Origin of the sequence: Aquisalinus luteolus, assembly GCF_009712425.2 — a bacterium.
Classification (GTDB): Bacteria; Pseudomonadota; Alphaproteobacteria; order Caulobacterales; family Parvularculaceae; genus Aquisalinus; species Aquisalinus luteolus.
This window is the reverse complement of sequence record NZ_VCJR02000004.1, coordinates 121,920-134,355: the sequence shown is the minus strand read 5'-3', so window position 1 is coordinate 134,355 and position 12,436 is coordinate 121,920. Positions and strand designations below refer to the sequence as shown.

Here is a 12,436-nt window from a genome sequence, read left to right as displayed (position 1 = left end):
CGCGCCGGAGGCGCGCCGGCGGAGCCGGGCTGCGCTCCTTGACTAATCCTGTCCGGTAAAACACCCCCTTACGCCCCCTCACCCAAGCCCCCTGCGCTCTATCTCGGCGCGCACCTGGTCGCGTATTTCCACAACATCTGCCTGATTGCGGCGCAAATGATCTGCCAGAAACCGGTTTTGCAAGGCGGCATAATTGATCCGCCGCAGCAGGGTCTCATTCTGCGCCACGGCCTCGAAATCGAATTGCACGGTACGGGTGGTGTATTCCCTTTTGGATATATCCTCCACGTCCTCCAGCCGGGTTTCGAAGTGCAGTGAAATCTCGGAGGCTATCGGCGACAGCACCAGCGCCATCTGCTCCAGGCCGGAGTCAGACCGCCTCTGCATATTGGGTATCGAAGCCAGCGCGGCCCGCAGCTCGCGATTGCGGATCAGGCTCAGCTCCCCGGCGCTGATCAGCTCGCTCAACGCTGCCGGCTCAAGGTTTACGCTAATCACCTCGGTGATCGCGTTGAGCCCCCAGGATCCTTTCTGCGCTTCTTCCGGATCGCCATTTTCCACGCCGTCGAAAAACAGCATGATCCAGCCGAAATATGCGTCCGCCGCCTCCCTGCCGCTGTCCAGTTCTTCGACGATCGCCGTCAGTTCTCCGTCCAGCTGCAATAGATAGCTCGCTTCGCGCTCGGCTGCCTGATGGTTCTCGTACCAGGCATTGATCTGCAGGCCGATTACCAGGCCGCAGATGACGATGATGAACTCGATGCCAGCGGCGAGCCAGTTCTGGGTGCGCAGCGCGCGAACGATATTATCGAGAATCATTGGCCCTCCCTCCAGTGACACATCACTCCGGTTCGCCAATCGTTATCCTCGCGTGAAACAGCATTGGCCTCTCCTCTTCCCTGTAGCCAGCCTAGCCCGCCATCACCCACCTGGCCACAAACTTATCCCCGCGTCCGGAGGCCCGTTTATGTTCGCGTTGTGGCCGGTGAGGACCGGAAACAGGGTTGGCGCTGCCCTTACCTGCGGGCAGCACCATCCAGCAGGCATACCTGTCGCCTCTCCACAAGAGAGGGAGGAGCGGGCGCGCGTCGGCGTCCGTGACAGGAATCGGCATCCTGTCCAGACGGATAGGCGCGAGAGCTCCCTCAGGGCCGCGCACCAGATTGCCGCCGTGGAGAGTGAAAAGCTTTTCCGAAGCTCAACGCTCTCAAAGCTAAAACACGCTCTGGATAATACTCTCCACGGGCCTTCCTCTTGCTTTACGTTCGCAGCCCTCAGGCTGGCGGCGCTGTTTGTGCAGTTTTAGTCTCGCCAAGTGCATGCAAGGCGGCACCCGCCTTCCCCTCCCCACAAAAAATACCCCGGCTGTTGCGGGCCGGGGCAGAAGTTCAGAGAGGGGCAGGCACCGTACCGCAGGGCAAACGGTACGGTGCCCTGGAGCGGGTCAGTTGCCACAAGGGGCGTATCAGAACCCCTGTGGCGATCGGCCCGAGTCCATTGACCGGGTCCCTGCGCAGAAACCTGGGCAAGGGTTCATCGCAGGGAGGGAACGTGGGTCTGGTTCCGTGGCCAATGATACCTGGTCTGGAGCGGATGCTCTCTCCCACATCCGCACCCTGTATACACCCCACAGACACAACCATCAAGGGCGCAAGATGAGTTTCACCAATATTGTGATTACAGTTTTATTCGACTTGAAAGCATCTATATTTGAATATCATTCATACGGCCATATTCGGATTGATGATAATTTTATGATAATGTGATGTTATAAATAAATATCGATATATAACAGGCATTTGGCGCCTCGTGCCCGTTGGCGGCAGCAGTCAAAATACCCTTTCCCCGCTCTGGTGATTGCCGCTAGACTGCTTATATGAGGGTAGAGCTGTTGGGGAACGGGCAATGAGTTACGTATCGAAGACACTGGCGGATGATGAGGAAATCATCACGCGCGCCAATTTCAACTGGACCTATTCTTTCTGGAATGTCTTCTTTTTCCTGCTCGGCCTGGCACCCCTGATCATCTTCATCATTGGCCAGGCGATCACAGGCAAGAGCTTTGCCGACCTTATGATCGGCTATGTCGCCGCCCTCGTTGCTGCCTTTTTCGGCTCGCTCATCCTGCTGTTTCACATGGTAGAGCTGTGGACAACGGAGATCGTCGTGACGACCTATCGCTTCGTCTACAAGACCGGTCTCGTCTCCCGCGATACAAAGGAAGTCAGCCTCAACAAGATCGAGGAAATCCAGCTGCGCCAGTCGATTTTCGGGCGCCTGTTCGGCTATGGCTCGCTGATCCTGCGCGGCACCGGCGTCGGCATCATCGAGCTGCCGGCGATCGACAACCCGATAGACCTGCGCCGCACCATCGAGTCGGCCAAATCGAACCTGCGCCGCTATTCGCGTGACGAGCTGTCAGGCGACGCGGACTGACCCCTAGCCAATCGTCCAGCCACTGACCGGGTGCCAGTACGGGATATAATCATCCCCGAAAACGATGCCCGTCGTGACGATCGAGCCGACGATCCAGCACAGCAGCCATGTGCGCCAGCCAAACTGCATTCGTCGCGTTGCAAGCACGGCCAGCAGGAAAAGGAAGGCGACAGCCAGCCCCGGCACCAACCAGACAGGCAGGCCCAAGGCCGCGCCGATGGCGGCTTCGTCATTGGGGTTGATGAAGCTGATGCCTGCCGCGAGCAGGCGCATGAAAAAGGCCGCAAAGACGACAAGGAAAGCTAATCGCGAGCGCGCCACCCAGACCAGCGCGAAGCCAATGATCCCCTGCGCCAGCGTCACCAGCGGCCCTCCAGCCTTGATCCACATCGCCTCCATTGCCGATGGCGTATCGCCGACAGCCCCGACGCGATTGATCGAGAGATACATGTCATAGCCCATCGACTGCCCTACCAGCCAGTGCCCGGCCTCGTGAACAATAAAGGTCAGTATGATAATGATGACGAAGACCGGCATGTCCTTGAGCGTCATGAAATACCCCACCCCACAGGATTGTCAGAAAATCTCGTCGACCAGTTCTTCCAGCGCGTCGCGGTCGACTTCATCGAACTGCGCAGGCAGGTCCGAGTCGATATCGAGAACAGCGATGACGCGATCATCGCGCAGCACCGGCACCACGATCTCGCTGACAGAGCGGCTGTCGCAGGCGATATGGCCGGGGAAGTCATGCACATCATCGACGACCTGTGTTTCGCGGGTCGAGGCCGCCGCGCCGCACACGCCCTTGTCGAAAGGAATGCGCAGACAACCGAGCGTGCCCTGATAAGGCCCGACGACCAGCTCTTTGTCCTTGTGCTGATCGGTTATGTAGAAGCCGGTCCAGACACGGTTGTCGAAGGCCTGATGCAGCAGGCAGGAGATCGTCGCCATGCGGGCAATGTCATCGGTCTCATCTTCCAGCACAGAGATGATTTCCTTCGACACGCGTGCGTAGATTTCCTGTTTGGTCTCGCTCATGACATCTCCTCGGGTCGTCTTCAGCGCCTCCCCCAAGGCTTAAGTGAAACACCACACCACGACGGAGAACGAACTTCCAGCCCGTTACGCAAAAATATTCCGCTTGTGAAAACCATGCTGGCATTGCAGGACCACGGGGGCAGCCTTCAGACCATCCTGAGGGTCACCGGCTCCAGCCCGTCAATGCTGATGGAGACTTCGTCGCCAACACCGATCGGCCCGACACCCGCGGGTGTGCCGGTATAGATCAGGTCACCGGGCTTCAGGTCAAAGTAACCTGAAAGTTTGTCGATGATTTCCGCGACCGACCAGATCATCTGCGACAGGCTCCCATCCTGCCGGGCTTCGCCATTCACGCTCAGGCGGATCGCCGCCTCGTTGAGATTACCGCACGCAGCAACCGGCGTGACTGACCCGATGACCGCGCTGTTGTCGAACGCCTTGGCCGTGTCCCATGGCGCACCGGCTTTCTTGGCGACCGCCTGCAGGTCACGCCGTGTCAGGTCGCAGCCAACAGCATAGCCATAGACTGAACGGTCCTCCCCCAACGCGACGACCAGTTCCGCTTCATAATGCAAATTCTCGGTCGCCAGCGGAAACGGAATGTCACCGCCCGGGCAGACCGCATCGGCTGGCTTGGTGAAGAAAACGGGCGGCGTGCCTTTCGCATCGCCCATCTCGGCCTGGTGATCAGCGTAATTCTTCCCGACACAGAATATCCGGCGCACCGGGAACAGCCCATCGCCGGTCACCGGCACGGCTGGCTGTTTCATCAGCGGGAAGATGAAGTCGCTCACCCCTCGAGAACCTGACGGACGGATTTCTCGAAAATGTCGAGGCCCTCGTCGATCAGCTCGTCACTTGCCACCAGCGGTACGTGGGTGCGGATCACTTGAGCCTTCTTGCCCGCGGTCAGGAAGATCAGGCCGTTGTCGCGGCACTTGCCCTGGATCGCGGCAGCCATCTCGGCGTTCGGCTGGTTCGGGTCGCCATCGACGACGCATTCGACCGCCGCCATGGCCCCGACCCGGCGCACATCGCCGAACAGGCCCTTGGCGATGCCGGCCTGCATGTCCTTCCACCGCGCTTCGAGTTTCGCGCCGATTTCCTCGGCCCGGGCAATCAGCCCCTCCTCCTCGATCACGTCAAGCACGGCGAGCGCAGCGGCGCAGGCGACCGGGTTACCGCCATAGGTCGAGCCCATGCCACCCGGCTCGATCTTGTCGAACAGCTCCTGCTTGCCAATGACAGCCGACAGCGGCAGGCCGCCCGCAATGGACTTGGCGCAGACGAGGAAATCCGGCTCGACGCCCGAGTTTTCGATTGCGAACATCTTGCCGGTCCGGGCAAAGCCGGTCTGGACTTCGTCGGCGATGAACAGGATGCCGTGTTCATCGCACAGCTTCCTGAGGCCCTGCAGGAACTCCTTCGGCGCGGGCACGAAACCGCCCTCGCCCTGCACCGGCTCGATGATGATCGCGGCAACGTCTTCTGGCCTGATCGACGTCTGCATGATGTGTTTCAGGCAGTTCAGCGCGCCCTCGCTCGACATGCCCTTGTAGGGGTCCGGATATGGCGCGTGGAAGACATCGCCCGGCAGAGGCCCGAAACCAACCTTGTAGGGCACGGCCTTGCCGGTCAGGGCCGTCGCCAGCAGCGTGCGGCCATGGAACGAGCCTTCAAAGGAGATCAGCCCGGTACGCCCGGTAATGCGGCGGGCGAACTTGCACACATGCTCGGTCGCTTCCGAGCCGGTGTTCATGAACATCGTCTTGTAGGGCGTCGAACGGCCATTGGCGACCAGCTTGTTCAGGCGCTCTGCCAGCTCGATATAGCTCTCATACTGGGCAACCCCGAAACAGGTGTGCACCACCTTGTCGAGTTGCGCCTTGATCGCTTCCTGCACCTTCGGGTGCCGGTGGCCGACATTCAGGACGCCGATCCCGGCAATGAAATCGATATAGCGGTTGCCCTCGACATCCCAGATCTCGGCGCCCTGTGCCCGCTCGGCATAGATGCCGGACTTGGACGGCAGGCCTTTCGGGCACGCATCGTTGCGGCGCGCGACAAGCACTTCGTTGGACTGGAATTCGTTCTGGCCATGATTGCTCATGCATGTCTCCCGGAAGTTTTGGAGTTTCGGACGTTTGATTGAGGATTAGACCCCGCCGATGGGAAGAACAAGCCCGGCTCGACAGACTGTGCGCCCGGGCCGACGCGCGGAACAGTCTACAGGGGCCAGGTGTTGATCCCATCGAACACGAAAAATCTGCCCATCAGTCTTTTCAGGAGTATCAGCGATGAAAAACTTTTCCCATGGCGACCTCGTCATCCCCCGTCTCGGCTTCGGCACGTGGAAACTGAAGGGCGATGACGCCATCGACGCGGTGAAGATCGCCCTCGACACCGGCTATCGCCATATCGACACAGCCGCGATTTATGAAAACGAGAAAGAAGTCGGCCTTGCCCTGAAAGAAGGTGGCGTAGCGCGCGAGGACATCTTCCTGACGACGAAGATCTGGAATGATGATATCGAGCGTTCCCGCATCGCAGACGCCGCAGACAGGAGCCTCGATCACCTCGGCACCGATTATGTCGACCTCCTGCTGCTGCACTGGCCGATGACGAGCCGTCCCATCGCCGATCAGGTGCAGGAACTCGCTGAAGTGAAGAAAGCCGGCAAGGCCCGTGCGATCGGTATTTCCAACTACAATGCCAGCCAGCTGACGGAGGCGCTCGACGCCTGTCCGGACCTTGCCTGCCTGCAGGCCGAATATCACCCGGAACTCGACCAGGACCCGATCCTGAATGTGGTGCGCAATGCCGATATGCTGTTCACCGCCTACAGCCCTCTTGGCCGGGGCGACAGCCTGAAACATCAGGTCGTCAAGGATATCGCCGAGGCTCATGGCAAGGCACCGGGACAGGTTGTCCTGCGCTGGATGATCCAGCAGCCCAATGTCGCCGCCATCCCCAAGGCGACGAGCCGCGAGCATATCGAGGAGAATTTCGATATTTTCGATTTCGAGCTGACGGACGAGGAGATGAAGAAAATCTTTGCCCTCGTCGAGCCGGACGGTCGTATCATCGACCCCGATTGGGCCCCGCAATGGGATACCGGCGTCGCGGCTTGAAGCCAGCAAAAGGACAGAATGTCCCGGATACACCCCGGGACTAGTCAAGCTGCATGGCGTGGGATAGGAAAAACGCCATGCAGACATTCACCGAAGTACCCGAGCTTTCCTTGCGCGATTTCACCCATGGTGATGCCGCCGCGCGTGCCGATTTCGTTGCGGCCCTGTATGAGGGCTTCCGCTATTTCGGCTTCATCATCCTGCGCGATCACGGCATTTCCGAGGATTTGCTCGACCGCGCCTATATCGCCAGCGCCGAATTCTTCAGCCAGCCGATGGAAGAGAAGATGCGCTGTGACTCAGGTCTCGGCGGCCAGCGCGGCTACACCAGGACCGGTCGCGAGCAGGCCGTCGGCGGCAAGGCGCCCGACCTGAAGGAATTCTGGCATATCGGCCAGGAACCGGCAGAGTACAGCGACATGCGCGGCGTCTACCAGCCCAATTTCTGGCCGGATCATCCGGAGAATTTCAAAGAGGTCTTCCTCACCCTCTACAAGGCACTGGAAGAAGCCGGCCAGGTCATGCTGGAGGCGCTCGCGCCATCCCTTGAGGTGGACACGGAGTATTTCCGCGCCATGACCTTCGAGGGCAACTCGATCCTCCGCCTACTTCATTACCCGCCGGTGCCGGACGATGCCGACCCGGATGCCGTCCGTGCCGCCGCCCATGAGGACATCAATCTGATCACGATCCTCGTGGCGGCCTCCTCCTCCGGTCTCGAACTGCTCGACCGCAATGGCGAATGGCTGCCCGTGGAAGGCTCGAAAAACGCGCTGATTGTCGATGCCGGCGATATGCTTGCCCGCATCACCAACAACCATATCCCGGCGACGACGCACCGCGTCGTCAATCCGGACGGTCCGAACGTGTCGCGGTACTCCATGCCATTCTTCCTGCATCCTCGCCCGGAAGCACAGCTCTCCTGCCTGCCGCAATTCCGCGACGGCAATGAAATGCCGGACATCACTGCAGACGAGTTCCTCCAGCAAAGGCTGGAAGCGATTGGCCTGAAGAAATAGGTATGGACCTTACGTCCGTAGCGTCTTGTCGAGCTGCGGCTGGCCGAGGAAGATACGACGTTCGCCCTGGCGGCGTTTGACGAGGCTGCGCAGTTCACGCTTTTCCTCGCCGATCTGCGCCTTGGTATACAGCATCAACGCATCGGCGGCCTTGTCCATGTCGCCATTATTGATATGGCGCAGGATGGAGGAGCGCGCGAAGGTGCCCTCGCCGCAATTATAGACGAAGGAAACGAGCGCCGAGAACTGATTTTCCGTCAACGGCACTTTCACCAGCCGGCGAACATCATCCTCGAATGCGCGAAGGTCTTCACGCAGCAAGGTCAGCGCATCCTCCGGCGTGATCTGCATGCCCGGTTTCGCGGTACGGCCATGGCCATAGCCGATATACCAGGCGCCATTGAACTTGTAGGGCTCAAGCTCGAGACCTTCATTGGTCATGATCAGCTCGATAGCCGCCTCATTGACCTCCAGCGACGCCACATCGCGCGGGATGAGCGAGGGGTCTGGCTTGACCGCCGGGGTCGGAACATCAGCGAGCGCGATAGGGCTCATCTGGTTCTTGTGGTACGGTACGCCATTGGCGAATGACACGGCAACAGCACAAAGAAGGCCAGCGGCCGCCAGTGTCGAGAAAGTCCTGGTTTTCATTACTCTGCCCAAGATGGTTTCTGTTCGAAGCGCGGATATACGCCCCTTTTTTACCATGTAAAGTTCCCCGATAAGATGTTACGAACTATTAAAGGACACTCCGCAGGCGCATTTTTCTGCTGAAAACCAGTTACAATACTGATTTTAATGGACAATTTTTTCGATACCGCAGACCATTTTTTCGGGGTTCCATCATCTGCCAAACTCGATTTCTGACAGTTTCGCAATGAAAATATCAGGTTTTTCGATGGGTTGATTCCCCTTTCACACCACTCAAACCCGGCACCTGCCCCTCGCGAAACCCGCCGCTCTTCATGTCGGGCACGCGACCCTCCCGGTACTGAGTGACGCTCTGTCTCCAGCCACTGCAGGCCTGCCTTGTCCTGATGGTCAGCCCTGCTATCTTCGCCATGAAACAGACACCTGAATGGACGACGCATGAAATTCGAAGGCACGAAAGACTATATCGCAACGGATGACCTGAAGGTCGCGGTCAATGCCGCTGTCACCCTGGAGCGGCCTCTACTGATCAAGGGCGAGCCAGGCACGGGCAAGACCGTGCTGGCACAGGAGATGGCCGACGCGATGGATGCGCCGCTGATCGAATGGCATATCAAGTCGACGACGAAAGCGCGTCAGGGCCTCTATGAATATGACGCCGTCGCACGCCTGCGCGATTCGCAGCTTGGCGACGAGCGTGCAACGGACGTAGCCAACTACATCAAGCGCGGCAAGCTGTGGGAGGCGTTCACGTCGGAGAAACGCCCGATCCTGCTGATCGACGAGATCGACAAGGCAGACATCGAGTTTCCCAACGATTTGTTGCAGGAACTCGACCGCATGGAGTTCTTCGTCTACGAGACCGGCGAAACCGTCCGTGCACGCCAGCGCCCGATCATCGTCATCACATCGAACAATGAGAAGGAACTGCCGGACGCCTTCCTGCGACGCTGTTTCTTCCACTATATCAAGTTCCCTGATACCGACACGATGAACGAGATCGTCGAGGTCCATTTCCCGGGCATCAAGAAATCCCTCGTCGCGGAAGCGCTGAAAGTCTTCTACGCCCTGCGCGAGACGCCTGGACTGAAGAAGAAACCGTCCACGTCGGAACTGCTCGACTGGCTGAAGCTGCTGATGTCCGATGATGTCGATGAAAGCGTGCTGCGCGAACGCGATCCGCGCAAGGCAATTCCGCCGCTGCATGGTGCGCTCCTGAAAAACGAGCAGGACGTGCACCTCTTCGAGCGGCTCGCTTTCCTCGCCCGGCGCGAAAGCTAACGCAGCTTGCGCGATAGCACTCGTCCGGCGCTTGAACTGCTGCCTGTCCGGCATAGGTCATATGGATGACACATGTCTGCAAACCCTTTAGCCACCACGGCTTGGCCCTGTCCGCGAGCGCGCTCTGCCTGCTAATCGGCACCGCCGCATGCGATAACGCGACCGGGACGGCAAGGGCAGATGCACAAGTACGGGATGAGGCCGCCTCACAACTGGCCGAAGACCTGCCCCCGCCTGTCACCAGCCCCGAAGATACAGAGCTTGCCCGTCAGGAAAAGGATGTTTTCGAGGCCTTGGCAGACCAGCCGGTGCGCCTCTCCTTTACCGTGCAGGTGCAAGACCAGCCGGTGAACTATCAGCGCTTCTTCGCCCTCGCCCTGCCAGGCGAACTTGTCGAGTTCGATATAGAGGTCCCGCCGGATACGGAACAGCCCTTCACCTTCGAACTGCCGGATGCAGGCGAATCCCTCACCGGGGAGGCCGCCATCGCATGGAAAGCACCAGATGAACCGGGTCACTACCGACTTACCATCAAAGATCCAAACACGGGCGAGCAGATGGAAATCACCCTGTTCGTACTTCGCCCGCTGGATGAAAAAGAGGATGGCGTTCTGAACGGCTATCGCATTGGCGAGTATGAAGATGTCCCCCTCGCCGGAAACCCGGTTTATAACAAGCCTGCCGGCCTGGTTGAGTACACGGAGGATATGGAAGGGCTACCCATCTCGCCGCATTTCACCATCGACCAGTTCTTGTGCAAGCAGGCTACCTCGTCGGACGTGAAATATTTGCTGGTGCAGCCGGCCCTGATCCTTAAGCTGGAGCAACTGCTGGAGAACGTGAATGCGCGCCGGGGCGTCGAAGCCGACACCATCTTCATCATGAGTGGTTACCGCACGCCTTATTACAATAAGTCTATCGGCAACGTGCCTTACAGCCGTCATGTCTATGGAGATGCCTCGGACATCTATATCGACGAAATCGGCAATGACGGCGTCATCGATGACCTCAATGATGACGGCGAGATCACCCGCGCCGATGCTGCCTGGCTCTATGACATGGCCGAGGAACTGGACAATACGGCGCTTGATATCGGCTTGCGCCAAGGTGGCATCGGCGAATATGGCGCAAACGCCGCCCACGGACCATTTGTCCATGTCGACACGCGCGGCGCACCGGCCCGTTGGGGCCGGTAGCCGGACCCTGCCTAGATGCGGGTCTGTAGCGCGCTGGCGATCCGCCCATCACGTTCATAGACATCGCGGGCGAAGCTGACATTGCCTTCAGGACCGGCCCATGCCGTGAAATAGGTGATATAGACTGGGAACTGCTCGTCGAGTTGAAATTCGACCCGTTCCTTGGACGCAACTGCCTGCTCGACCTTGGCACGGTCCCAGCCGCTGGCACTTTCCGTGACGAACGCCGCAAAACGCATCGGGTCCTGCAGACGGATGCAACCATGAGAGAAGGTACGCAGATCCTGCGAGAAAAGCTGTTCCGCCGGACTGTCGTGCAGATAGACAGCATACTGATTGGGAAACAGAAACTTGATCTGACCAAGGGCGTTATTATCGCCCGGGCGCTGGCGAACGCGGAAATTCAAGTCGCCATTGGCGGCAGCCGACCAGTCAACGCTCGATGGTGAGACGATGTCACCACCAATCAGCACTTCCATGTTCTGGCTGGCGATGTAATTCGCATTGCTCAGCTGCTTTGGCGCAATCTCGCCAATGGTGATGCTGCTCGGCACATTCCAGTATGGGTTGATGACGACCGTCTCCATCTTGTCGGCAAAGACAGGCGTCTGGTTGTTCACCTCCCCAACGATCACATCCATCTCGTCGACGATACGATCGCCTTTCAGCATACGCACCTTGTAGTCGGCGATATTGACGAAGGCGGCTTTCTCGCCAAGGCTTTCCGGCAACCAGCGCGCCCGCTCGATATTGATCTCCAGCTTGGCAATCAGGTCATCGACGCTCTCGTTCAGCGCGTCGATCGTGCTCGGCCCAATGATGCCGTCTTCCATCATGCTGCGCGTGCGCTGGAAGTCCATCAACGCCTGCTCAAGGTTTTCATCGAACAGGTTGGGATCTTCCGGCGTTGCTCCCGTCTCGAAACCTTCTGCCTCGAGACGCGCGCGCACCAGCGGGATGGATTCGTCCGTCGCACCGACCTCGATCTTGCGCTCATCGAAGCTGATTTGCGCCCAGCCTCCCTGCTCCTTGTAGCCACGATATTCCTCAAGGGCGTCGAGCAGGTTGGCGACGATGAAATTGTCTTCCAGCGCCATGTTGATCAGCTCGGCGGGGTTCTCGCGTGTATAGGCCTGCTGCAGGATCGCATCATAGCTCTCCTGGCGGTCGGTCAGCTCCTCCACATCGGGGATTTCGAACAGCGGTGTCGTCACCCCATTTCGTAGCTCTTCAACCGTTTCGGCGAAGACGCGGGCAGCGATGATCTCCCGTTCCACCGGCGTCGCATTGCGGGCATCCTCCAGTTGCTGCACGCGACGGCTGGTGACCATCACGCCATTTTCCTCGGCCTCGCGCAGATAGGTGGTCAATTGGTCGTAGTTGCGGGTCGGACGGTCAAACATACCCGTCCAGATCATGCGATAGTCCGTATCGCTATAGGCAACCTGCATCCATTCAGGCTGGTCCTGCAGGGCAGCAGTCAGACGTGCTTTTTCATCCTCTTGCGCCTGTTCGCCGACTGGCTGCACACCGGCGCTGCTCGTTTCTTCCGAACAGGCCGGGATCAGCAGGCACGTCGCGGAAAGAAGGGCGATCGTCAGTTTACGTCTATGCGTCATATGTTTCATCAGTCCTGAAAATTTCTCTGTAAATCTTTGGAGTGATGAAATAACAAATGCCC

Annotated in this window: 12 protein-coding genes; 5 read left to right on the top strand and 7 right to left on the bottom strand. The window is 58.9% G+C overall.

Annotation, left to right across the window (positions count from 1 at the left end):
- Window positions 1-78 precede the first annotated feature (78 nt).
- On the bottom strand, window positions 79-819 hold the full coding sequence (locus FF098_RS15720; protein ID WP_155142319.1) for a hypothetical protein: 741 nt from the start codon (window positions 817-819) through the stop codon (window positions 79-81).
- A gap of 1,086 nt (window positions 820-1,905) precedes the next feature.
- On the opposite strand from FF098_RS15720, the gene FF098_RS15715 reads away from it, so the two are divergent.
- The gene (locus tag FF098_RS15715; RefSeq protein WP_155142317.1) at window positions 1,906-2,436 is read left to right on the top strand and encodes a PH domain-containing protein; all 531 of its coding nucleotides are present in this window, start codon (window positions 1,906-1,908) and stop codon (window positions 2,434-2,436) included.
- Window positions 2,437-2,439: 3 nt separating this feature from the next.
- On the opposite strand, the gene FF098_RS15710 is transcribed toward FF098_RS15715, so the two are convergent.
- The 4 genes from FF098_RS15710 to gabT all read right to left on the bottom strand — a co-directional run bounded on the left by FF098_RS15710 (window position 2,440) and on the right by gabT (window position 5,587).
- Complete coding sequence (locus FF098_RS15710) at window positions 2,440-2,988, bottom strand: hypothetical protein (protein ID WP_155142315.1); 549 nt, start codon at window positions 2,986-2,988, stop codon at window positions 2,440-2,442.
- 24 nt (window positions 2,989-3,012) lie between these two features.
- A complete protein-coding gene (locus FF098_RS15705) occupies window positions 3,013-3,474 on the bottom strand; it encodes a GAF domain-containing protein (RefSeq protein ID WP_155142313.1) in 462 nt (153 codons plus the stop codon).
- Between the two features lie 146 nt (window positions 3,475-3,620).
- On the bottom strand, window positions 3,621-4,271 hold the full coding sequence (locus tag FF098_RS15700) for a fumarylacetoacetate hydrolase family protein (RefSeq protein ID WP_205967537.1): 651 nt from the start codon (window positions 4,269-4,271) through the stop codon (window positions 3,621-3,623).
- Window positions 4,268-5,587 (bottom strand): 4-aminobutyrate--2-oxoglutarate transaminase, encoded by a 1,320-nt coding sequence (gene gabT, locus FF098_RS15695; protein ID WP_155142311.1) that lies wholly within the window; start codon window positions 5,585-5,587, stop codon window positions 4,268-4,270. Before gabT ends, FF098_RS15700 begins: the two co-directional genes overlap by 4 nt.
- A gap of 187 nt (window positions 5,588-5,774) precedes the next feature.
- On the opposite strand from gabT, the gene FF098_RS15690 reads away from it, so the two are divergent.
- Both FF098_RS15690 and FF098_RS15685 read left to right on the top strand, forming a co-directional pair.
- A complete protein-coding gene (locus FF098_RS15690; RefSeq protein WP_155142309.1) occupies window positions 5,775-6,608 on the top strand; it encodes an aldo/keto reductase in 834 nt (277 codons plus the stop codon).
- A 77-nt stretch (window positions 6,609-6,685) separates the two neighbouring features.
- The gene (locus FF098_RS15685) at window positions 6,686-7,627 is read left to right on the top strand and encodes an isopenicillin N synthase family dioxygenase (RefSeq protein WP_205967536.1); all 942 of its coding nucleotides are present in this window, start codon (window positions 6,686-6,688) and stop codon (window positions 7,625-7,627) included.
- A gap of 9 nt (window positions 7,628-7,636) precedes the next feature.
- Here FF098_RS15685 and FF098_RS15680 read toward each other — a convergent pair whose 3' ends face one another.
- Window positions 7,637-8,278: a lysozyme gene (locus FF098_RS15680; RefSeq protein ID WP_166426587.1), complete on the bottom strand. Its 642-nt coding sequence runs from the start codon at window positions 8,276-8,278 to the stop codon at window positions 7,637-7,639.
- Window positions 8,279-8,716: 438 nt separating this feature from the next.
- On the opposite strand from FF098_RS15680, the gene FF098_RS15675 reads away from it, so the two are divergent.
- On the top strand, window positions 8,717-9,559 hold the full coding sequence (locus FF098_RS15675) for an AAA family ATPase (protein WP_155142303.1): 843 nt from the start codon (window positions 8,717-8,719) through the stop codon (window positions 9,557-9,559).
- Between the two features lie 65 nt (window positions 9,560-9,624).
- Window positions 9,625-10,755: a D-Ala-D-Ala carboxypeptidase family metallohydrolase gene (locus FF098_RS15670; RefSeq protein WP_155142301.1), complete on the top strand. Its 1,131-nt coding sequence runs from the start codon at window positions 9,625-9,627 to the stop codon at window positions 10,753-10,755.
- A gap of 11 nt (window positions 10,756-10,766) precedes the next feature.
- Here the strand turns inward: FF098_RS15670 and FF098_RS15665 are convergent, their stop codons facing one another.
- The gene (locus FF098_RS15665) at window positions 10,767-12,374 is read right to left on the bottom strand and encodes a L,D-transpeptidase family protein (protein ID WP_166426586.1); all 1,608 of its coding nucleotides are present in this window, start codon (window positions 12,372-12,374) and stop codon (window positions 10,767-10,769) included.
- Window positions 12,375-12,436 lie beyond the last annotated feature (62 nt).